Origin of the sequence: Psychrobacter sp. UBA3068, assembly GCF_002366815.1 — a bacterium.
GTDB classification, from domain to species: Bacteria; Pseudomonadota; Gammaproteobacteria; order Pseudomonadales; family Moraxellaceae; genus Psychrobacter; species Psychrobacter namhaensis.
On record NZ_DFBY01000045.1, the window covers coordinates 81,088 to 102,577 of the forward strand.

The following is a 21,490-nucleotide window of genomic DNA, read 5'->3' on the forward strand; positions in this document are numbered from 1 at the left end:
AGCTTTTAAGCCGACACTCTAGTTAGAAATCTTTTTGTACTTCATGCGCTTAGGACTGGCGTCATCACCCATGGTTTTTTTGCGATAGGCTTCAAATTCAGTATAGTTGCCATCGAACCACACGGGACCCTCTTCTTCAAATGCCAAGATATGGGTTGCAATACGGTCAAGGAACCAGCGATCATGCGATACGACCATTACTGTACCTGGGAATACTTGAATCGCATCCTCTAGCGCACGTAAGGTTTCGATATCCAAATCGTTTGATGGTTCATCAAGAAGCAAGACGTTTGCCCCCTGCTTTAGCGTCTTCGCCAACTGCAGACGGTTACGCTCACCACCTGATAGTTGTCCAACGTGTTTTTGCTGGTCTGAACCTTTGAAGTTAAAGCGGCCAATATACGCACGGCTTGGCGTGGTGTAGTCGCCAACGGTTATGATATCAAGGCCATCAGACACTTCTTCCCACACGGTTTTATTATCATCTAAGTGATCACGTACCTGACCGACATAGGCCACTTTGACACTTTCGCCCAAATCGACTGAGCCGGTATCTGGGGTATCGCGCTCAGTAATCATGTTAAACAGTGTGGTTTTACCCGCACCATTTGGACCGATAATACCAACGATAGCACCAGCTGGCACGTTAAAGCTTAGGTTTTCATACAGTAAACGGTCGCCAAATGATTTGGAGATATCGTTTACTTCAATGACTTTATTACCTAGACGTGGGCCAGGTGGAATATAGATCTCAGAGGTCTCATTACGTTTTTGGAACTCTTGCGAGTTTAACTCTTCAAAACGCTGTACACGAGATTTGGATTTCGCCTGTTGGCCTTTTTGGTTTTTACGAATCCACTCAAGCTCTTTTTTCAGGGCTTTAGCAAAAGATTCTTCTTGCTTATTCTGCTGCTCAAGTCGGTTGTTCTTTTGCTCTAGCCACTCAGTATAGTTGCCTTCATACGGATAGCCATGGCCACGGTCAAGCTCCAAGATCCACTGAGCGACATTGTCTAAGAAATAGCGATCATGGGTAATAGCCACGATGGTGCCGCTATAGTTTTGCAAGAACTGCTCAAGCCATGCGACAGACTCGGCGTCCAAATGGTTGGTCGGCTCGTCCAGTAATAGCATATCAGGGCGTGACAATAACAAGCGGCATAGTGCCACACGGCGTTTTTCACCACCTGATAGTTTGCTGACATCCGCATCCCACGGTGGTAGACGTAGCGCCTCAGCGGCTTTTTCTAGCTGCGTATTTAAATTATGCGCGTCCCACGATTGGATGATGTCTTCCATCTTGCCTTGCTCTTCTGCAAGCTTATCAAAGTCAGCATCAGGTTCAGCATATTCTGCATAAATGGCATCGAGACGTGCGAGCGCATCTAATGCTTCGCGCATACCGTCTTCGACATTACCACGGACATCTTTGCTGTCGTCAAGCTGTGGTTCCTGTGGCAAATAGCCAACTTTGGTGCCTGCTTGCGCGCGCGCTTCACCGCTAAACTCAGTATCGACGCCAGCCATGATACGTAGCAACGTTGATTTACCTGAACCATTGATACCTAAAACACCAATTTTGGCACCAGGAAAAAATGATAGGTTGATATTTTTTAAGATTTCACGCTTAGGGGGAACAAGTTTTGACACGTTGTTCATCGTGTAAATATATTGAGCCATTAACACTCCGATAGACTGCATAGAAGAGAACAGCAAACGCAACTTAGCGATGCTGCTAAGCGTGCCGTACCTCAAAATCAGGGTTACAAATTATCAGTCATTATCGCATTGTGGCGCATACCCTGCAAGCTGACAGTTGCTTTACCCTGTGTTTTGCTCATTTTGTCATAGAGCCGCTTATTTTTTCTATTCAAGCTACCTGTTTTATTAACGCTGTCTGAGATCTAGGGCTAAACGATTAAACGGAATATTTTGACACACGGCAGTTTTTAACGACCATAAAAATAGCGCTAAAATTTTGCCAATGTAATCAATAGACATTAAGAATCTTAACAGTTGCCCTATCTACTCTTACGCTAAGCGTCTAGATTGTTGGCTACTGATACGCCATACTGGCCGTACTACCTAGCGTACCCTGACGATATCGCAATTGTCATAAAATGTCATGGTCGACTAAATAAACGATAAAAATTCGATAATAATAACCAATAACGGAGTGCCCTTATGAGCAGCCACATTTCTAAATCAAATCTAAATATTATTCACAATCAACCCGCAAAGCGTTTTGAGACCTCTATTGAGGGTCAGACTGGTTATATCAGCTATCAAGACCGTGATGGCAAACTGGTATACGATCACACGATCGTGCCACAACAACTTGGAGGCCGCGGGGTCGGTTCAGCTTTGGTCAAACATGCACTAGACTATGCACAGGAGCAAGACAAAAAGGTGATACCGCAATGCTCTTTTGTCTCTTCATATATCCATAAGCATCCTGAGTATCAGAATTTGCTGTAGCGCCTGATTACCTTATAAGCGTCTATTGAGTGATTGATACCCTAGGGGTTGATTGAAGTGTAAGCACTAATACGACATTGCTCTCCTATAAGTTGGCTTTCTATCCATGTGTATATTTATTCTTACACCTATGGCAAGATAGCACTATAGGCGGGCCTTCTTTTATGCGTTGCTCATGACAACAGCGGTGATTGTATTTGATAGCGCTAACACCGTTGATTTTCACCCCATATAATTTTAATAAACCAATCCACCATAACAATAAAGGTTATTAACATGAGTAGTTTATCTGACAAACAAATCAATCTGCAGTTAGAAGATCTAGCAGGATGGCAGCGTGATGGTAACAGCATCGTCAAAAGCTATCATTTTAGCGACTTTATTGAAGCCATGAGCTTTATGAACCAAGCGGCCTTTCACGCTGAAGCACTTGAACATCATCCTGAGTGGCAAAACACTTATAACGTGGTAAATGTACGACTGACCACGCACGATACAGGTGGCATTACCAGTTTGGATATTCGATTAGCGAAACGTATGGAGTACATTATCCAGCCCAAACGCTTATAGTGACGCGTTTAGACGGTTTATTTGCAACTTCCACAACTGTTTCAAAACCTGCTCTAGTAAAAAACCTGTTCCAATAAAAACTGCCTCAATAAAAAAGTCCTCAAATCAAATTGAGGACTTTTTGTTTTCTAAAAATATGTGCTCTGCCCTTACATCTTGCGACTTACAAACGCTACGATGAATAGGATGACGGCAACTGCCAATAAGATATAAGCCAAGTTAGCAGATAAGCCAGCGACGCCGCCGAAACCTAACAAACTTGCTAATAATGCGATTACGGCAAAAATAATAGCCCAGCGAAACATAATATTCTCCTCAAATTATTGTTAAAAAACCAGATGGATAAGCTTACACAGCAAATTTTAATCAAAATACGCGACTCAAATCATGCCTAGTAGACACTTACTACTGTCAGCTATTTTAATCCCTCTAATATCTATTAATACATCTACTAATACTTTTGATTAATACCGTCAATTTTTGTTTTTTTAATACTCGTTACGACTGCTTACGTCCATAGATTAGCAATGTTTATCTTCAGAAAACGTTCATTTTGGTAATAATGTCGGTGGGTTATGTAAAGTTTGTAGCAAACCTTAATATTTACCAGCTTATCTCGCTCTTTATAGCGCTTGTGTGTAGAGATGGTTAGCTCCTACTGAATAATTGTCACCTCTACCCTATAATCTGCTATAAATGTTGCTAGTCAGTTATGCCTGATACTGCTTAAGGACGTTACTTGCAGACGTTACTGACAGAAAGTCTCTGAAACTATGAAGGCAAATCAAAACCAAGCTGATAATGGCAATAGACCGAATAGATAAAGGTTTAAACCCCATGAGTATCTTAGCTCACGACTTAATTATCTATTCAAACACTTGCCATTAAAATACTTAATAAAGAAGGATGATAAATATGGATAACAATACGGACAGCTCAAAAAATATGGCAAAGGACAATATGGCAAAGAGCAATGATAAAAACCGTCCTTACGCAGTCGTGTTATATGGTGCGACAAGTTTTGTGGGTAAGATCACGGCGCATTATTTAACAGAATTTTTATCGAATGCTAAAGATAAGAGTGGTGCAAACGTTACTTGGGCGATCGCTGGTCGCGATGAGGAAAAACTGAATGAGTTACAGTCCAAGCTCGCCAGCAAAGTAGACATTATTATTGCCAACAGTAATGATGAAGCCAGCCTTGATGATATGACCAAGCAATCTCAAGTCATCATCTCTACCGTCGGTCCTTATCTCAAATATGGTGAGCCTTTAATCAAATCTTGTGCGGCCAATGGCACAGATTATGTCGACCTCACAGGCGAAGCTATTTTTATCAAAGACATGATGGACAAATATCAAGATATCGCTAAGCAAAGCGGCGCTCGTATTGTCAACTCGTGTGGCTTTGACTCTATTCCCTCAGACTTAGGTGTCTACTTTACTCAAACCCACGCAGAAGAGACGTTTGGTGAGACCTGTGATGTGATTCACATGCGCGTAAAAGCAGCAAAAGGCGGCCTATCTGGTGGTACCATCGCGTCGATGGCCACTATCTTTGAAGAAGTGGGAGAGGACAAATCACGTCGTAAGCAAGTGGCAAACCCTTATCTTCTGAACGATGATAAAGACGCCCCAAATGTGCGCCAAGACAATGTCAGTAAACCAGAATATGATAGCGAGCATAAACGCTGGTTGGCCCCTTTTGTCATGGCAAGCATCAACACCCGTATCGTACATCGCACCAACCAGTTGCTGGACTACGAATATGGCCGCGACTTTAAGTATGATGAAGCGATGTGGATGAAAGATGGGGTAAAAGGTCAACTATCAAGTTACGCGATGAGCGCAGGCTTATTTGGCTTTGCCACAGCGATGATGATCAAACCAAGCCGTGAATTACTGTCTAAGCATGTACTACCCAAGTCAGGCTCTGGACCATCGAAAGAAGAGCAAGAAAACGGCTACTTTGATATTCGCCTCTTTGGGCAAACCGCCAATAAAGAAACCATTCATACCAAAGTCACTGGGGACAAAGATCCTGGTTATGGCAGTACCTCACGCATGTTGGCACAAGCGGCATTGTGTTTGGCACAAGATGTCAGCAAAGATGATGTGGGTGGTGGTTTCTGGACGCCAGCTTCCGCAATGGGCGACAAGCTTTTAACCCGTTTAAAAGCGCATTCAGGTCTTAGCTTTGAAGTGGTTGATGAATAGAAGTTTCTAAATCATGACGCCGTATATTTTAATATTTATCCTTTTAATGACCGTATCTTGCTTACAAGATGCGGTTTTTTATTAAGAAGATTTTTGGTTTTCTACGTCTGATGTTAACAAATAATAATAACGTACTTTTTTGGTGAATGATGTTGCCCGTTTTCGATTTTTTAATACATTATGCTACACATTCCTAGCCTAATGTCACAGCCATATTGCAGCGAGTGCAGTAGGATTAAACAGGTTATGGCATTATTTTTACATCGTTACATTGTTACGTTGAACACCTTATTTTTGGTGAGTAGATCTATTCTGCAAAAGGTAGAGTCACCCTCCAAAAGTAAGTGTCTAAAAATAATCCACCGACTTTGTATCAATCAATGCCAATAAAATACGCCTGATAAAAAACATACTTTAAAACAACCAGCACTGTGTCAACTGAGCTGGTTGTCCTTGTAAAATTCGACAATCGGAAAATTCATTTATCATTGAGAGGGAACTATTATGAAACTCAACCTATTAACAGCTGCAATAATGACCTCAGGTCTTGCTATGTTTGCCAGCTCAGCCAATGCAGCCATGACCACTGATGGCCATGGTAATGTCGGTTATGACACCTATGAAGAGTGCGTCACAGCCGTCAAAGACGGTTCAGCCAAATTTTATACACCTTACACCTATCAAAACCCTAAACTACAAGCGGGTGAAGCCACCATCAAAAAAATGCGCTTGTCAGAAGTAACCATTCCTCAGCGGGTGGTTGATAACAACAGCTTGCGTACAAGCGACTACTCGGCAGGAGCGTGTGACTTGGGCGTTGGTCAATCAAACGGTCGTTATGGGGTTTCAGGGGCCTTAGTGGGTACATATGTCCCTATCGCAGCCGACATGCCAGTCAACGTTTATATGGATGCCGCTGGCAACCCAGTACGTCTAAGCATGCAGCAATGCGACAACCACTTTGGCAGTAAATTCCCCACACCAGTGGTCAGTGAAGTCAAAGCTCCAGAAGCCCAAATTGCTGTCACCGAAGTACGGACTGTAGAGCCTGTTGTCATCGAGACCACTCGGGTCATTCGTCCGGCTAAGTATAGTGTTAAAGAAGTCATCATTGCCCCAGAAGATCAGATACAACGTGTCAATACCACGCAAGGCACTGCCGTCGCTGTTGAAGGCGTAAATCGTACTGTTATCGTTGGTGAAGAAGCCGAGGCAGGCATCCTTGATAACACCGAAGTGGATCAAACTTTCCCAGTTATTCGTGTTCCGGATACCGATACCCAACAACGTGTGGTTGATCCAAACACTGGTAAATATATTATTGTTGAATAAATATTTAACAATAAGTTTAGTTTGAGTTTATGCAGATTAAGACAGCAATCGTTGCATAACGACACATTCACACATCAAACTGTTAGAAATTTAATGAGTTTACCACTGAAATATCAGCTGCATAGCTGATATTTTAAAAATAGTAATAACAATAAAACCAGTATAAAAAGGATGGCGTCAATGTACCCATTCATGGTTTAGACATTTATTCTCTTTACATATTTTGGAGTTATACTATGAAAACGAATACTTTATCGCTCATTATGGCCGCTGCTCTTGTTCTACCAAGTCTGGCTATGGCAATGCCTGTTAATAAAACAGAAGTGACGCCAGCAGATAAGCGGGTGTTACCAGTAGATAACACCCTACAAGCTAAAATCGAAGGCCCTAATGGTGAGTTACTTGCCACCCAACCGGGTGCAGTTGAGGTCAATAACGGCTCTGCGTTAGGAATGACTGATACAGCTACCTCAGCATCCGTCAATACAGGTAAAGTCACTCCTGCTGACATGCGCACCACACCTGCCCCAAATACATTAAAAGCTAAAATCCAAGGACCCGATGGGGAATTAATCGCAACCCAGCCGGGTGAAGTGGAGTTAAACAATGGCTCTGCGTCAGGAATGACTGATACAGCTGCCGCAGCATCCGTCAATACGGGTGAAGTCACCCCTGCTGATATGCGCAGCACACCAGCGCCAAACACATTAAAAGCTAAAATCCAAGGTCCCGATGGTGAGTTAATTGCTACCCAGCCGGGTGAGGTTCAGCTCAATGAAAGTCGCCGTCTTGTCGTACGATAACCTGTTTTGGTATTAACAGCACCTAAGCCAGTAACTATAAGCGGTTAGGTCTTTATAAGTTATCATGACGAATTAAAAAAGGCAGCCATAAGGCTGCCTTTTTGATTGCCCGTAATATTCATATATAAATATCACAAGCCACGAGCAGTAGTCATTATTTCTTCGCTTTAGTCACGCCCGCTTCTTTTAACAATGCCCCAAGGGTACCCATTTTGCTAGGCGCTTCAGCTTTTTCCGCTCTTGGCGCTTTGCTACGATGGTTAGCACTGTCTTTATCCTGAGCTTTACCACGCGGTTTGGACTGACGCTTGTCAGTTGCAGGGCGATTGCTGCGTGGACGGCTGTTATCCTCATTACCCGCACTTGCCGCAGAGGCCTTCGCTGCTGGACGCGCTGATTTTTCCGCTTCAGGTTTCATACTAAAACCGATACGACCACGTTTTTCATCAATGGAGATGACCCGCACTGAAACGATATCACCTGGTTTTACGCGGTTCATCGGGTCTGCGACAAAGTCATTGGCCATCTGGGAGATATGCACCAGCCCATCTTGATGGACACCAACATCGACGAAGCAACCAAAGGCGGTGACGTTAGTAACCACACCTTCTAACGTCATGCCTTCGCTCAGATCTTTAATACTATTTACATCATCACGGAAGTTAGCGGTCTTAAACTCTGGACGTGGGTCGCGTGCAGGTTTGGCCAGCTCTTCAACGATGGCTTTTACACTGACGTTATCGTCGTGAGCCACGAGCGCTGTTGTATCGATGGCATTTAATACCCCATCATTACCGATGACTTCTGGCAACGGCTTACCCGCTTGCGCCAACAAGCTATCGACGAGCGCGTAGCTTTCTGGATGGACGCCTGTTGCATCCAATGGATTGCTACCACCATAAACACGTAAAAACCCTGCTGCTTGTTCAAAGGTTTTTGCTCCTAAGCGCGGGACGTTTTTTAGTGACTCGCGACTATCAAAGGCACCATGCTCTTTGCGGTAAGTGACGATTTGCTGGGCGACATTGCGATTCAGGCCAGCAATATGCGCCAAAATAGCAGGACTGGCGGTATTTACATCAACACCCACAGCATTCACGCTGTCTTGCGTCACTTTATCCAAACTATCTGCCAACTGGTTTTGGTTGACGTCGTGCTGATACTGACCGACACCGATAGCCTTTGGATCGACCTTAACTAGCTCTGACAGTGGATCTTGCAAACGACGAGCGATAGAAACTGCCCCGCGAACGGACACATCTAAATTCGCCAACTCATCACTAGCCAGCTCACTGGCTGAATAGACGGAGGCACCCGACTCGTTTACGATAACCGCTTTGGCTGTGAGCGCATCGTTCGCGGCCAAAATCTCTTTAACCATCGCATCTGTTTCGCGACTCGCGGTCCCATTACCAATAGCAACCAAATCGACATGGTAGGTGCTTAACAACTTATCGATGACGGCTTTGGCTTCCTCCATTTTATTGTCAGGGGCAAACGGATAAACCGTCGCGACGACAGGCTTATCTTCGCTGTCTAACATGACATGACCTTGGGCATCGACGATGGCCATTTTTACGCCGTGACGGATACCCGGATCAACGCCTAAGATAACCTTGCGACCAGCAGGCGCTGACATCAGTAAATGCTGTAAATTATTGGCAAAGACCTCAATAGCATCTGCTTCAGCGGTCAAACGCTTCTCTGTTAATAAACGATGCTCAATGTGTGGACGCCATTTGTCTTTCCACAAGCTACCGGCCGCTTCTGCTAAAAACTCACGACGGGCGGCAGGCGCTTTGGCATCGACGTCGAAATGACTGATGATTTTTTCGATAAAGGGGGCATCTTCGCCCTCAATCTTTAGTCCCAAGACGTTTTCTTGACGGCCGCGTAGCATCGCAAGCAGGCGATGATTGGGTAGACGCGCAAGACTCTCGCTATGTTCAAAGTAGTCTTTGAATTTCTCACCGACTTCACGTTTTTCCTCACTGGCCACGCTCGATACGATACTGGCCGTTTTGGCAAAACCACTGCGCAAATGGTCCAGCAAGTCCAATGCTTGTGTCCATTCATCCACGATGATGGCCTGTACGCCAGCGAGCTGCTTGTCGATATCGCTGAAGTCAACTTCAATCTCATTACCACTATCATCGGTAATGCTAGATTGTGCTTGATAGTCGGCTAGCGCGTCCGTTGGGGTAATCTCTTGTGTGAGGATTGCTTGGGCGGCAACGTCTAGGCCGGCTGCACGTGCTTTGGCCGCTGGTGAACGGCGACGCGGACGATAAGGCAAGTAAATGTCTTCAAGCTCAAGTTTAGAGGTCGCATTATCAATGCGCGCCTGTAGCTCGGCGGTCAAATTGCCTTGCGTGCTCAGCAGCTCAGTAATTTTGAGGCGACGGGTGGCCAGGTCGCGCTCATAGTTAAGAGACTTCTCTAACGCTCGCAACTGGGCATCGTCAAGATTCTGCGTCTTTTCTTTGCGGTAACGGGCAATAAAGGGAACCGTCGCGCCTTCATCGTAAAGTTTGACAAACGCATTGACTTGAGCAGTCTTAATGCCAAGCGCGCGAGCAAGCTTGTCGTGAATATTCGCGTGTGTGGTTGCATCCAAAACCTGTGCATTTGTCGAGGTTTGAAATGGCGTTAAGGTATCAGTGCTACTCATATACGTATCAATCGTTGAGAAATGTAGTTTTGCATTATAGCAAAAGCTGCATGAATAAAAATCCTTTTTATCTTTTCGTTATTTATCACCCGTTTTATCGCAAAAATCGTCTGATATCATTAGTTTTGAAGCCCTGTTAAACAAACGCATACAGCATTTATCCTTATGAATGGTGCAATTATGACTGCAATCTTATACACTAAAGTATCAATAGCATAAATATTGGTCGCAGCTGACGCGTTGAACAATAGTACTCAAATTTTTGAGGTACTGAGATGGATCTTCATTTTTGGCTAATAATTAAGTAATGGCACTGTGTTTGCTCATGATTTTTTATACGTGATTTTTACCGATGACTTTTAACTATAATTGCTACTAATAATAATTTTTATAAGAGGATGCCTGTATGACAGATAACAATAGCCCTGACACTTTGACTCAGCGTATTTTAGTCGTCGATGATGATGCCCGTCTGCGCTCCTTGTTGCAGCGCTTTCTAGAAGATGACGGTTTTGTCGTTCGTACGGCACACGATGGCAGTCAGATGGATAAGTTGATGCAACGTGAGCTTTTCTCATTGGTGGTGTTAGATTTGATGCTTCCAGGCGAAGACGGCATCAGTATCTGTAAGCGTTTGCGTGAAGATAATGGTGATATTCCCATCATCATGCTCACTGCCAAAGGGGGTGATGCCGATCGTATCGCTGGTCTTGAAGCGGGTGCGGATGATTATCTGCCAAAACCCTTTAATCCAAAAGAGCTGCTGGCTCGTATCAAAGCGGTATTACGTCGCCAAAATCGTGAGCTGCCTGGTGCCCCAAGCCATCAACTTGAAGTGGTTGAATTTGGCCCATGGACACTTGATCTGTCAACTCGTACCCTCAAACGCGATGGCAACGTCGTCACTTTAACGACCGGTGAGTTTTCGGTGTTGAAAGCTTTGGTTCAGCATCCACGTGAGCCGTTGACTCGTGATAAATTAATGAACCTGGCGCGTGGTCGTGAATGGGGGGCAATGGAGCGCTCTATCGACGTACAAGTCTCACGTCTACGTCGCCTGATTGAAGACAATCCTTCGCAAGCACGTTATATCCAAACCGTGTGGGGAGTGGGCTATGTATTCGTCCCTGACGAAGCCGAAATTGACACGGATAAAAGTGAGTAACTACTTAATATCACCTTCTTTTAACGTCGCCTTCGCTTAGTACTGTGAATATATTAAAATCGTTAAGGTATTAGTAACATTAATATCATGAGCGCCCCTTTGAAAAAAACGACTGTTTTCCAAAACATACCCTGCACCTTGGTGACAGGGTTTTTGGGTGCGGGTAAAACCACGGTGATTAACCAGCTACTGGCTATCAAACCTGCCGATGCGCGCTGGGCGTTATTGATCAACGAATTTGGTCGTATCGGGATTGATGGCGCCCTGCTGGCAAGCTCGCAAGACAGGACGATTGAGCAAAATGACATTGCCATACGAGAAGTCAGCGGTGGTTGTATCTGTTGTACCAGCCAGCTACCCTTACAGATCGCTATTAGCCGTTTGCTTAGTGACCATCATCCACAGCGATTACTCATTGAACCCACAGGGCTTGCCCATCCACGTGAGCTAATACGCCAACTTGGGGCGCCGCATTGGCAGACAGCGCTAAAGATGCAGGCGGTGATCACCGTGCTGAGTGGCATGCAATGGCAGCAAGACAAGTATCGCAATCATAAAGGGTTTCAAGCGCACGTCCGTGATGCGGATGTATTGGTGATTAATCGTTACGCTCAATTAAGTAGTAGCGAAAAACACGCATTACAACAGTGGATAGCCAAGCTAAATTCGCAGGTAAACATCATTTGGGCAGTCTCTGAGCAAATTCCTTCTGATACCACAAACGCCTCAAATGCCTATCTAGCAGCGCTAGGCACTCAGTTGAACGCACCAAGCCATATTCTCGCCCAGCACCGCACTGTGAATATCAGCCGCCCTCAACCATCTTCTGTCAGCTTTCAGCCACTGAACACGGCTTTGTCGTCTATTTCGCCATTAAATCCTGCGCAAGCTAATAACGATGCTGAGACCAGCTCAGATCTTGAGCTGCCTTATCGTTATCATGAAAAACAGCAAGACCTACAATTAGCAGGTTGGCGGTTGCCAGTACAGTATGTGTTACAGGCAGAAGATCTACAAGAATGGTTGTTAACGCTACCAAGCTGGCAACGTATCAAAGGTGTCGTGCACACTTCTGATGGTTGGCTACAAATCAATTTTACCCCTGATAGCTTAACCACAAGCACCATCAGCCCGCAGGTTGATAGCCGACTAGAGGTTATTCTACAGCTAGATGACAGCGATAATCACGCAAGCAACACCGCTTTGGAGAATGAAGGAATAGAAAACACGCTGACTTCGCCCACGTTACCAGAATTATCGTCTTCTATAAATTGGGAAGCCTGTGACCGTGAACTGATGGCCTTGGTTATATAGTTTATAGGCAGAATACAGACGCTCGCCACAGCGGAAATACGAGATCCATTACAGAAAAGCAATTACAAAAAAGCACCCTGCTATGTAGATTAGCAGGGTGCTTTTTGATTAACGTAATTGGCTGTCTTTACTACCACGTCGATTGAACAACTCCGCAGCTCTTGCCTCTTGCTCAAGCTCAGTTTGACAACTGACGCAGTGTTGTATGCCCGGCACTGCTACGCGCCGCGCTTCTGGAATGGGATTGCCACATTCATCACAAAACTCCGCGCTTTCGCCCTTGGGTATCGCACTACGCACACGATCTAACGCATCATTGACCGTTGCATCCATTTGTTCGTGCTCAGCACCATCTCTTGACCAGCCACCTGCCATAATCCCATCCTATTTATTTTTTAATGATCATTGCTTTATAGATAAATTCTTTAATAACAAATAGATGGGGTGGTTATTGCTAATTACAATATGCAAATAACAAATGTGTTTGAACGATTAGTGAGAATTATATTTAGGGTATTTACTTTTTAAGAGTGTATGCCTAAAACCTTCTACTCAGCGTTGCCACCCTTCTGTTTTCATGATTTTTTGTCCTTTTTTAGTGATTAAAAAGTTAAGAAAATCTTTTGTTTGAGGATCAGCTTTTGGTGATACAACGATGTTTAAATCACGCCAGATAGCTCGATCCTTATCTATACTAACCATGTCCATATCTTTGGAATTATTAAGCGGCCAATTCGGCCAAGTTATCCAAGCATCTGCTTTTTCATCTTTAAATGCTTTAAAACTGGCTCCAGATCCTAAAGAATACGCTACTATATTATCTCGAAAACGAGCAATATCGTTTAAGCTTCCTTTGCGTCCTGCGAGATCCTCCCAAACTCCAGTACCCGAAGTGTTATATGTTCCTTTACCTTCGGTCACAACTATTTTAATCCCCTTAGCTAATAAATCATCAAAGCTACGTATATTTTTAGGATTTCCTTTTTGTACAGCTATGATTGCTGGTCGGATATAAATGGGTTCAACTTTTTCATGATCAAAAGTTTCGTATGTCTCAAGAAATGCAGTCATTGATTGCTCAGAAGTTCCCCACAGAGCATCGGCATCAGCTTGAGCGTCAGCCGACCATTTGTCTTCAGGTCCTGCTATTAATTCTACCTTGGTACCACCTTGCTTTTCCCAGACATCTGCCACTTTTCTTAAAGCGGTATGTGGGCCACCTGCTCCATACAGCTTTATGACACCATCCTGAGGATTGTGCTCGATGGAAGGATCAAAAAGCGTGGTTTGCGCAAAAGCTGAAGTACAACTTAGCAGCACACATGCAGCAGCAATGGACTTATTCATAAGTATTATCCTAAGTAAAAATCATTGGTAGTTTTGACAAAAAACAGAGTCGTATTTACTATAAAACAGATATCTTGCTGTTGGTATATATTTTTTGTAGCTTCTATTAGCACATCAAGCAACTAAAGAAAATTTATACCAGTTTCGCATCCTAGTACGACGCATCTATTTCATTTAGTATCAACTATAGCTACCCAAATTACTTTTACGCTTTGTATTCATGCAAGTTTAAGTAACACCTCTTAATCTTTTGGCTGTAGCTCAACCACTTGCCCGCGTACACCAATACTTTCGTTACTCATCAGACAGACGTAGCCTGCCATGATGTCTTCAGGCGTTTTTAGGCTCATAGGATTCTCACCAGGATACGCATGGGCGCGCATATTGGTACGCGTGCCACCAGGATTGACGCAGTTAAAGCGTAAGTTTGTGGTATTTTGCGTTTCTTGAGTAAATATATCGCTCATACCTTCCACCGCTTGCTTTGAGAGCGCATAAGCACCCCAAAAAGCGCGAGGATGTGTACCAACCGTGCTAGACGTAAAGACGATAGAGCCATTAGCAGCGTCTTTAAGTAGCGGTAGTAGCGCTTGGGTGAGCATAAAGGTCGCGGTAAAGTTAACCTTCATCACTTGGGCAAACGTGTCAACGTCGTACATCTCAAGCGGTGTCAGCTGTCCTAGCATCCCAGCATTGTGCAAGATACCATCCAACTGTCCGACTTCTTTGTGTATCAGGCCTTCTAGCTGTTGCATTTCGGCATAGGTGGCGCCTTCTAAGTTCATCGGCAGCATGGCTGGTTGCTTGCCACCAAAGCTCTCAATTTCATCATAGACGTACTCAAGCTTACTGCTGGTACGTCCCAATAGCAAAACAGTAGCACCATAACGAGCATAGGTTAACGCTGCTACACGACCAATACCATCACCTGCACCCGTCACCAAAATAGTTTTACCATCTAGACAGTTATTAGGTGGCACAAAACTACGAATGTCCTCATGAGTTAAAGGTTGCACAGAGTTTTGGGCGGTTTGTTGATTGTCGGCCTGCTGAGCTGGCGGATTGGTAGGGTTACTCATGTTGTCACTCATGTTATTACTCACGGCTTATCGTTTCATGGTTGGGATGCAAAATAGCGATGGCAGCTAATGGAAAATACGGATTTATAGCAAACTGTTTTATAGATATTCAAACTTACCAGAAGACAGCAATAACGTATTTAACTGTGCAGGAGTATCGACAATATGGTCAGCGCCCCATTTCTTTAGGTTTTTTTGATCTTCAGAAGGAATATAACCATAAGCGGCTAAAATCGTTGGCATGCCTGCCGCATTACCCGCTTCAATATCCCGTATATGATCGCCGACATAAAGGACGCAACCAGCCGCTCCGCGAGGGATACCAAGCTTCTCTAAGGCCATATACATCGGCTCTGGATCAGGTTTGGAGCGCGACACATCATCAGGGCAGACCAAAGCAGCACAGCGCTCATCTAGCTGCATGATGCTTAGTAGCTGCTCTGCCAAATAACGCGGCTTGTTGGTGACGATACCCCATGGCACGCCTTTTTCTTCAAGAGTCGTCAGTACCTCTTCTAACTCACTAAACACACAACTATCGACACATATCGCAGCTTCGTAGTCGTCTAAAAACTGCTGGCGAAAATTAAGTAACGCGTCCTCACTGACCTCAAGCTGGTCGTTGTGTCGTAGCATCAACTGCACCATGGCCGACGCACCCGCCGAGACTTGCTCACGGATCTCTACTTCAGACGGCGCATGCCAATCATTTTCGCGACTCATGTTACCAATGATACGGACAAAGTCAGCAGCCGTATCGATCAGTGTCCCATCAAGGTCAAATAAAACCGCTTTTACAAATTGGGCCATAATGAGTACTCTTAAAATTGATAACGTGTTTAATGAAATATGATGGCGTACAAAGGATTAAGTACAGCCTTAAGCCAGAGGTTTTTGTACTGCCAGCATATAATTGACATCGACATTCTGTGCCAGCCAATAGCGTTTGGTCAGTGGATTATAATGCAGACCAATGATATCTTGCCGTGTAAAGCCAGTATTGATAGCCATCTTATCTAGCTCAGCTGGGGTAATAAATTTGGCATAGTCATGTGTACCCCGATCAAGCAAGCGTAAGACATACTCTGCGCCAACGATGGCAAACAGATATGATTTAGGGTTACGATTAATCGTTGATAACACGCAAACGCCGCCTGGGGCTAATAGATCAAAACAAGCCTGCACAATCGAGCTTGGATCAGGCACATGCTCTAGCATCTCCATACAAGTCACCACATCAAATTGACCCGCATGCGTTTTTGCCAGCGTCTCAACTGGAATGTGCTGATAGCGTAACGTGTGCTCTAAACCGCTTTGCTCTGCGTGCAGCGCCGCCGCTTTTAGGTTTTCAGTACCCAAATCAATACCCGTGACATCCGCACCGCGACGTGCCATTGATTCCGACAATATACCGCCGCCACAGCCAACATCAAGCACCTTTTTGCCAGTAAGTCCCGTCGTCGCCGTTTTATGGATATCTTGACGAGCGTTGTCGTGTTGATAACCACGCTTAACGTTTTCCTCTATCCAATTTAAACGGAGCGGGTTGATTTCATGCAAGGTCGCAAACGCGCCAGTATTGCTCCACCACTCACTAGCCAACTTGTTAAATTTTTCAACTTCGCTAGGATCTACATTAATGGCAGTTGTTGTATGATCTGTATCATTGAGATTGCTGTTCGCTGGCTCCTCCGAAGAAGGCGCAGAAGATAGAGCTGAGCTCATAGCGTTTTTCCTTTATGGTCATTATCATTATTATCATATAAAGTGCACAATTATGTGAGCAATATTAGCATGAGAGCGGCCACTTTGTCGTGCGTACATCGTCACCGATTGTGAATAGCTTAAACGTTTATAACGTCTGTCACGCTTATAAGAAGTACGCTAGAAAAAATCGTACCAGTAGTCGGTTTCTATCAATATATTGATTTTAGCGGTCTTCGGCTATAGTGACTCTCTGACACCATTCCAATGCTAGACAATAAAGTATATGAAAAAATACGATCATAAACGAGCAAAACTCAGGCTTAATCAAGGTAAGAGACCGTAAGAAACGTACCTTAAATAATAGCTCACAGCTTTACAACCATCAGTTAAGAATCGGATTCACAAGCGCATAGGTTTTACGTTATCATAGGCAGCACACTATTATCGTTTTGATACGCTGTTTATCGCTCGATAATACTTGACGCTCTATCGTTTATGCATTTAAACCCTAACGAACCCTAAGTCTTCACACCTCAAGGATAAAGTATGAAACGTGTCATCACACTGACTGGTCTGGCCATGGCCATTGGACTTGCCACTATGGGCGCACAAGCTGCGGACTATGTCGCTGGAAAAGACTATCGCGTGCTAGACAATCCAGAAAAAATCAGCGGTGATGCTATCATTGTTCGTGAGTTTTTCTGGTACGGTTGCCCCCATTGTAATGTTCTGAATCCGCATATGGAAAAATGGGCAAAAACCAAAGACAAAGATGTGGCATTTTTTAAAACGCCAGCCGCGCTCAATCCTGTTTGGGAAGCCAACGCTCGTGGCTTTTATGCCGCTCAGCTACTAGGGTACGAAGACAAAACGCATGACGCCCTATTTGATGCCATTCACAAAGATGGCAAAAAGCTGTTTGATCAATCCTCATTAAGCAAATGGTATGCATCAAAGGGTGTTAATGAAAAGAAATTTAACAGTCTTTATAACTCATTTGCTGTGGGGACAAAGATTGGCCGCTCACAAGCAGGGGCTAAACGCTACCAGCTTTCTGGCGTACCAGCAGTAGTCGTCCAAGGCAAATACGTGGTGACTGGTGAAAGTGCTAAAGTACCCAAAGTCGTTGATTATTTAGTCGATAAAGCCCGCGCTGAAAAGAAATAATTCAGCCTTCCTCAAGTACTTGAGACACGTTTATCAGCCAAGGTCAAAAAAGCCAATCATTCAATGATTGGCTTTTCGTATTTTAGTACACCAGCAACAGTCATGAGGTCATCTGGCTAAATCGCAAACCAAACCACCGTAGCATCTAATCACTGGCATTTTATCGCTACTTCTTTAATTGCGATAAAATAGCCACTTCACGAATATAACTCGCCAAATCTTCTTTTGACTCTGCCATGAGCTCATCATCTTGCGTGTGTTTGGCGTATTCAATCCACAGCAGCAACTGATACATACTGTTGTGCTCAGAGGCTTTGTACTGCTTGACAAACTGTTTGAGCGTTCCTTCATCATTGATGTTGAGGCGCTCATACCAGCTTTCTATCTTTGAGATTTGCTCTTTTGGAAAATATGCATCAAACAACGCTTTTACCAATTCGTGGCGATTTTCTTCGCTGATAAGCTTGCCGACCCGCTTGGTCTGGCGATTACGCGCATTGGCACTGGTAATATCAGCCAACGCCATCAACTCTGCCATAAAATAATCACTAGCTGGCAAGTTTTTTAGCTGTTTTTTCGATAAGCTGGCAAGCGGTATCGACAATTGTTGCAAGCGCTCATGGGCTTTTTTGAGTTCTGTGCGCGAAACGCGCATATCCTGTTCTGACCAGTCAATCATAAAAGCTTTCCAAAATAATAAATAATAAAATTAATAGTTTTTGATGACTACCAATAACTACCAACGATCTTTTTCACGGTGTTTTGCCAGCACTTTTATACCTTGCGGCATAGTGTCGGCAAGACGACGTTGTAAATTATCGGTGATGAATACTGAACGATGCTTACCACCTGTGCAACCAATCGCCACTGTCACCGTGTGACGATTATTGTGTAAAAACTCTGGTAACCAACGTGTTAAAAATTTATCGATATCATCCGTCATCTCCGCCACTTCTGGACAATCTGCAAAAAAGGCGGCAACTTCTGCATCCAGACCTGTCGCCGTACGTAGCTCAGGATTCCAATGCGGGTTGGGCAAAATCCTCACATCGAACACAAAATCAGCATCGATAGGACTGCCGTATTTAAAGCCAAAAGACAGCAAGTTAATGACAATCTGATTGTCGACACCGACATATTCACGTAAGTTATTTTTTAACTGGTGGATATTCAGATTACTGGTGTCAATTCTGATATCGGCGTATCCGGCGATCGGTTCTAACAGCTCACTCTCTTTTTTGATCGCCGCAGGAAGATTAAAAGCCACATACTTTGCGATGTCGCTATTCTCCTCTTGCAACATCAAAGGATGTACACGGCGAGTCGCACTAAAGCGTGCTATCAACGTACTCTCTTGGGCCGTCACGTATATCATATTTACCGCATGTGTCCCATATGTCTGTCTTAGGGACTCATGCATCTCTGCAAAGCTGGACAGATCAGCACGTGGTGTGCGGATATCGACGCCGAGTGCCACACGGCGAATCCCACTTTCATTGACCAGTTTATGGGCAGCGCTGGGTAATAAAGATAATGGCAGATTATCAATAGAGTAATACCCTAGATCTTCTAACACATTCAGTACTGAGGTCTTACCTGATCCTGAAAGACCTGATACGACTAAAATACTGAGCGCATCGGCAGGTGCGGACGTGTCTGCTACCTGCCTGTCCTGATCGTTACTGTTATCCTGACTTACGTCCATGATCCACCCACCCTAGTCCATTGCATCCTGCAAGTTACTCTGTCACAACGACTGATTTATTACCACTAACTGACTAACTGGTTGTCTAACAAGCGTGCCCGTCCTAACCAAGCAGCAACCAGAATAATCAAATTCTTATTTTCTGCATTAAACATCGCACCAGTATTAACCAGCGAATCTAGCGCGTCGGTTTTTATGTCTAGATAATCAATCGTAAAACCTGCATCAGTGATACGGTTACGAGTTTCTGTTAATAAGGACTCAACCGCTTGCTGACTGTGCGCATTATTTTTTAACTGCTGTGCCAAATGTTGTAGCTCTTGATGTAACACAGGTGCTATTTGACGCTCAGCTACACTTAAGTACTGGTTGCGCGATGATAATGCCAATCCATCAGCAGCACGAACAATAGGGGCACCAATAATCTCAATGGGATAGCTCAAATCACGCACTAATTGCTTGATAATCGCTAACTGCTGATAATCTTTTTGTCCAAAAACAGCAACATCCGGTTGGACGATATTAAACAACTTAGAGACCACAATACCAACGCCATCAAAATGTCCAGGACGCGACTGACCACATAACTGTGTCGTAATAGCACCAGCCAGCACAGACGTCGGTGGTGGCAAGACAGGATACATCTCATCGACAGTGGGAGCAAAAACATAGTCGGCATCTACCGTTGCCAGTTTTGCAACATCCTCATCTAGCGTACGTGGATAGCTATCAAAGTCTTCGCCCACGCCAAACTGAGTGGGATTGACAAAGATACTGACCACCACGATATCAGCCTGCTGCTTGGCAATTTTGACCAGCTCAAGATGGCCATCATGCAGATTACCCATCGTTGGCACTAAAGCGATACGCGTAGGGCTAGCCTGTCTGTCATTTTGTATACCACGATAAGACTGCAAGGCTGTGCGCAGTGCTGAGATGTGCTGATAAATCATTGGCATGGTTCAATATTCTTCTATTTCAAATCTTGCATCAGATTAGCTAAATTGGTGCTGTTCAGTGGGAAAAGAGCCTTCGCGTACGGACTGCTGATAAAGCATGAAGGCCCCTTCGATACTGCGTTCAGCATTACGCTCATCCGTCAAAAAATCATGTACAAAGCGTGGGACACGGCCATGGACCATGCCCAGCATGTCATGCATCACCAGTACTTGACCATCTGTGTCTGCGCCAGCGCCAATCCCAATCACAGGTACGGCTACCGCCTCTGTCACTACTTTAGCAAGCTCAGCTGGCACGCATTCTAGTACCAGTAATGCTGCACCAGCAGCGACGACCGCTTTGGCATCCGCTAGTAACTTATCAGCCGCTTCGTCACCGCGACCTTGGATTTTATAACCGCCAAAGACATTGACCGACTGCGGCGTCAAGCCTAAATGCACACAAGTTGGCGTGCCCGCTTGTGCTAAGGTCGTGACGAGTTCACAAAGCTCACTACCACCCTCGACTTTAATCACATGGGCGCCGGCTTGCATCAACCGGCGACTATTGGTCACGGCTTCTGGCAGCGTCACATAACTCATAAAGGGCAGGTCCGCTAAAATCAATGCGTGCTTATTACTACGGGCAATATTGGCAGTGTGATAAGCCATATCGTCGACGGTCACGGGCAACGTTGAATCGTGACCTTGTACCACCATGCCCAAACTATCACCAATTAAAATCGTATCAATCTGCGCCTTGTCCATCATTCGTGCAAACATTGAGTCATAGCACGTCAAGCAAGTAAACTTGGTACCGTCTTTTTTAAATTTATTTAAAGTAGATAACGTCGTCATATGACCCTCAATTAATCTGTGCTGCCTTGAACTATCAATACCCTAACTGTAGGCCGCTTATTTTAAAACCGATACAGCGCGACTGGAATGTATTTTCTGTCGCTTCTGTGATAGCAGTCGAGCGTGGCTACTAACATAT

At 44.5% G+C, this 21,490-nt stretch carries 20 protein-coding genes; 8 read left to right on the forward strand and 12 right to left on the reverse strand.

Annotation, left to right across the window (positions count from 1 at the left end; all coding sequences use genetic code 11):
• Positions 1-18: 18 nt before the first annotated feature.
• A complete protein-coding gene (gene ettA / locus B2P60_RS10680; protein WP_193005863.1) occupies positions 19-1,680 on the reverse strand; it encodes an energy-dependent translational throttle protein EttA in 1,662 nt (553 codons plus the stop codon).
• Positions 1,681-2,184: 504 nt separating this feature from the next.
• Here ettA and B2P60_RS10685 point away from each other — a divergent pair.
• Both B2P60_RS10685 and B2P60_RS10690 read left to right on the forward strand, forming a co-directional pair.
• Positions 2,185-2,478, forward strand: a complete 294-nt coding sequence (locus B2P60_RS10685) for a GNAT family N-acetyltransferase (RefSeq protein WP_230708853.1) — start codon at positions 2,185-2,187, stop codon at positions 2,476-2,478.
• 276 nt (positions 2,479-2,754) lie between these two features.
• A complete protein-coding gene (locus B2P60_RS10690) occupies positions 2,755-3,048 on the forward strand; it encodes a 4a-hydroxytetrahydrobiopterin dehydratase (RefSeq protein ID WP_193005859.1) in 294 nt (97 codons plus the stop codon).
• A 149-nt stretch (positions 3,049-3,197) separates the two neighbouring features.
• Here the strand turns inward: B2P60_RS10690 and B2P60_RS10695 are convergent, their stop codons facing one another.
• Positions 3,198-3,353: a DUF1328 domain-containing protein gene (locus B2P60_RS10695; RefSeq protein WP_193005858.1), complete on the reverse strand. Its 156-nt coding sequence runs from the start codon at positions 3,351-3,353 to the stop codon at positions 3,198-3,200.
• Between the two features lie 610 nt (positions 3,354-3,963).
• On the opposite strand from B2P60_RS10695, the gene B2P60_RS10700 reads away from it, so the two are divergent.
• From B2P60_RS10700 to B2P60_RS10710, 3 genes are all read left to right on the forward strand, one after another.
• A complete protein-coding gene (locus B2P60_RS10700) occupies positions 3,964-5,265 on the forward strand; it encodes a saccharopine dehydrogenase family protein (protein WP_286741287.1) in 1,302 nt (433 codons plus the stop codon).
• A 504-nt stretch (positions 5,266-5,769) separates the two neighbouring features.
• Positions 5,770-6,597 carry a hypothetical protein gene (locus B2P60_RS10705; RefSeq protein ID WP_230708857.1) on the forward strand — a complete coding sequence of 276 codons (828 nt, stop codon included), beginning with the start codon at positions 5,770-5,772 and terminating at the stop codon, positions 6,595-6,597.
• Positions 6,598-6,833: 236 nt separating this feature from the next.
• Positions 6,834-7,400: a hypothetical protein gene (locus B2P60_RS10710; RefSeq protein WP_286741289.1), complete on the forward strand. Its 567-nt coding sequence runs from the start codon at positions 6,834-6,836 to the stop codon at positions 7,398-7,400.
• Positions 7,401-7,554: 154 nt separating this feature from the next.
• Here the strand turns inward: B2P60_RS10710 and B2P60_RS10715 are convergent, their stop codons facing one another.
• Positions 7,555-10,071: a Tex family protein gene (locus B2P60_RS10715; protein WP_286741290.1), complete on the reverse strand. Its 2,517-nt coding sequence runs from the start codon at positions 10,069-10,071 to the stop codon at positions 7,555-7,557.
• Positions 10,072-10,477: 406 nt separating this feature from the next.
• Between B2P60_RS10715 and ompR the strand changes: the two genes are divergently transcribed.
• Both ompR and B2P60_RS10725 read left to right on the forward strand, forming a co-directional pair.
• Positions 10,478-11,236, forward strand: coding sequence for a two-component system response regulator OmpR (ompR, locus tag B2P60_RS10720; protein ID WP_193005849.1), 759 nt, complete (start codon positions 10,478-10,480; stop codon positions 11,234-11,236).
• 87 nt (positions 11,237-11,323) lie between these two features.
• The gene (locus tag B2P60_RS10725) at positions 11,324-12,550 is read left to right on the forward strand and encodes a CobW family GTP-binding protein (RefSeq protein WP_286741291.1); all 1,227 of its coding nucleotides are present in this window, start codon (positions 11,324-11,326) and stop codon (positions 12,548-12,550) included.
• Between the two features lie 108 nt (positions 12,551-12,658).
• Here the strand turns inward: B2P60_RS10725 and B2P60_RS10730 are convergent, their stop codons facing one another.
• From B2P60_RS10730 to ubiG, 5 genes are all read right to left on the reverse strand, one after another.
• Positions 12,659-12,925, reverse strand: a complete 267-nt coding sequence (locus B2P60_RS10730) for a DksA/TraR family C4-type zinc finger protein (RefSeq protein ID WP_286741292.1) — start codon at positions 12,923-12,925, stop codon at positions 12,659-12,661.
• A 177-nt stretch (positions 12,926-13,102) separates the two neighbouring features.
• Entirely contained in the window at positions 13,103-13,897 is a 795-nt protein-coding gene (locus tag B2P60_RS10735) for a substrate-binding domain-containing protein (protein ID WP_025651116.1), read from the reverse strand.
• Positions 13,898-14,139: 242 nt separating this feature from the next.
• Entirely contained in the window at positions 14,140-14,976 is an 837-nt protein-coding gene (locus B2P60_RS10740) for a YciK family oxidoreductase (RefSeq protein WP_286741295.1), read from the reverse strand.
• A 99-nt stretch (positions 14,977-15,075) separates the two neighbouring features.
• On the reverse strand, positions 15,076-15,786 hold the full coding sequence (locus B2P60_RS10745; protein ID WP_193005846.1) for an HAD family hydrolase: 711 nt from the start codon (positions 15,784-15,786) through the stop codon (positions 15,076-15,078).
• Between the two features lie 69 nt (positions 15,787-15,855).
• Entirely contained in the window at positions 15,856-16,701 is an 846-nt protein-coding gene (gene ubiG, locus B2P60_RS10750) for a bifunctional 2-polyprenyl-6-hydroxyphenol methylase/3-demethylubiquinol 3-O-methyltransferase UbiG (RefSeq protein ID WP_286741296.1), read from the reverse strand.
• A gap of 528 nt (positions 16,702-17,229) precedes the next feature.
• Between ubiG and B2P60_RS10755 the strand changes: the two genes are divergently transcribed.
• Complete coding sequence (locus tag B2P60_RS10755) at positions 17,230-17,850, forward strand: thiol:disulfide interchange protein DsbA/DsbL (RefSeq protein WP_193005844.1); 621 nt, start codon at positions 17,230-17,232, stop codon at positions 17,848-17,850.
• A gap of 166 nt (positions 17,851-18,016) precedes the next feature.
• On the opposite strand, the gene yjgA is transcribed toward B2P60_RS10755, so the two are convergent.
• From yjgA to panB, 4 genes are all read right to left on the reverse strand, one after another.
• A complete protein-coding gene (yjgA, locus tag B2P60_RS10760) occupies positions 18,017-18,529 on the reverse strand; it encodes a ribosome biogenesis factor YjgA (RefSeq protein ID WP_198334561.1) in 513 nt (170 codons plus the stop codon).
• Positions 18,530-18,586: 57 nt separating this feature from the next.
• Positions 18,587-19,555, reverse strand: a complete 969-nt coding sequence (gene rapZ / locus B2P60_RS10765; RefSeq protein WP_286741299.1) for an RNase adapter RapZ — start codon at positions 19,553-19,555, stop codon at positions 18,587-18,589.
• 65 nt (positions 19,556-19,620) lie between these two features.
• Positions 19,621-20,514, reverse strand: coding sequence for a pantoate--beta-alanine ligase (gene panC, locus B2P60_RS10770; protein WP_286741300.1), 894 nt, complete (start codon positions 20,512-20,514; stop codon positions 19,621-19,623).
• Between the two features lie 36 nt (positions 20,515-20,550).
• Positions 20,551-21,351 (reverse strand): 3-methyl-2-oxobutanoate hydroxymethyltransferase, encoded by an 801-nt coding sequence (panB, locus tag B2P60_RS10775; protein ID WP_286741302.1) that lies wholly within the window; start codon positions 21,349-21,351, stop codon positions 20,551-20,553.
• Between the last annotated feature and the right edge of the window lie 139 nt (positions 21,352-21,490).

What these genes read in the sequence shown, in the direction of transcription:
- ettA (WP_193005863.1), bottom strand. Translation starts at nt 1,680, where the DNA reads ATGGCTCAATATATTTACACGATGAACAACGTGTCAAAACTTGTTCCC.
- B2P60_RS10685 (WP_230708853.1), top strand. Translation starts at nt 2,185, where the DNA reads ATGAGCAGCCACATTTCTAAATCAAATCTAAATATTATTCACAATCAA.
- B2P60_RS10690 (WP_193005859.1), top strand. Translation starts at nt 2,755, where the DNA reads ATGAGTAGTTTATCTGACAAACAAATCAATCTGCAGTTAGAAGATCTA.
- B2P60_RS10695 (WP_193005858.1), bottom strand. Translation starts at nt 3,353, where the DNA reads ATGTTTCGCTGGGCTATTATTTTTGCCGTAATCGCATTATTAGCAAGT.
- B2P60_RS10700 (WP_286741287.1), top strand. Translation starts at nt 3,964, where the DNA reads ATGGATAACAATACGGACAGCTCAAAAAATATGGCAAAGGACAATATG.
- B2P60_RS10705 (WP_230708857.1), top strand. Translation starts at nt 5,770, where the DNA reads ATGAAACTCAACCTATTAACAGCTGCAATAATGACCTCAGGTCTTGCT.
- B2P60_RS10710 (WP_286741289.1), top strand. Translation starts at nt 6,834, where the DNA reads ATGAAAACGAATACTTTATCGCTCATTATGGCCGCTGCTCTTGTTCTA.
- B2P60_RS10715 (WP_286741290.1), bottom strand. Translation starts at nt 10,071, where the DNA reads ATGAGTAGCACTGATACCTTAACGCCATTTCAAACCTCGACAAATGCA.
- ompR (WP_193005849.1), top strand. Translation starts at nt 10,478, where the DNA reads ATGACAGATAACAATAGCCCTGACACTTTGACTCAGCGTATTTTAGTC.
- B2P60_RS10725 (WP_286741291.1), top strand. Translation starts at nt 11,324, where the DNA reads ATGAGCGCCCCTTTGAAAAAAACGACTGTTTTCCAAAACATACCCTGC.
- B2P60_RS10730 (WP_286741292.1), bottom strand. Translation starts at nt 12,925, where the DNA reads ATGGCAGGTGGCTGGTCAAGAGATGGTGCTGAGCACGAACAAATGGAT.
- B2P60_RS10735 (WP_025651116.1), bottom strand. Translation starts at nt 13,897, where the DNA reads ATGAATAAGTCCATTGCTGCTGCATGTGTGCTGCTAAGTTGTACTTCA.
- B2P60_RS10740 (WP_286741295.1), bottom strand. Translation starts at nt 14,976, where the DNA reads ATGAGTAACCCTACCAATCCGCCAGCTCAGCAGGCCGACAATCAACAA.
- B2P60_RS10745 (WP_193005846.1), bottom strand. Translation starts at nt 15,786, where the DNA reads ATGGCCCAATTTGTAAAAGCGGTTTTATTTGACCTTGATGGGACACTG.
- ubiG (WP_286741296.1), bottom strand. Translation starts at nt 16,701, where the DNA reads ATGAGCTCAGCTCTATCTTCTGCGCCTTCTTCGGAGGAGCCAGCGAAC.
- B2P60_RS10755 (WP_193005844.1), top strand. Translation starts at nt 17,230, where the DNA reads ATGAAACGTGTCATCACACTGACTGGTCTGGCCATGGCCATTGGACTT.
- yjgA (WP_198334561.1), bottom strand. Translation starts at nt 18,529, where the DNA reads ATGATTGACTGGTCAGAACAGGATATGCGCGTTTCGCGCACAGAACTC.
- rapZ (WP_286741299.1), bottom strand. Translation starts at nt 19,555, where the DNA reads ATGGACGTAAGTCAGGATAACAGTAACGATCAGGACAGGCAGGTAGCA.
- panC (WP_286741300.1), bottom strand. Translation starts at nt 20,514, where the DNA reads ATGCCAATGATTTATCAGCACATCTCAGCACTGCGCACAGCCTTGCAG.
- panB (WP_286741302.1), bottom strand. Translation starts at nt 21,351, where the DNA reads ATGACGACGTTATCTACTTTAAATAAATTTAAAAAAGACGGTACCAAG.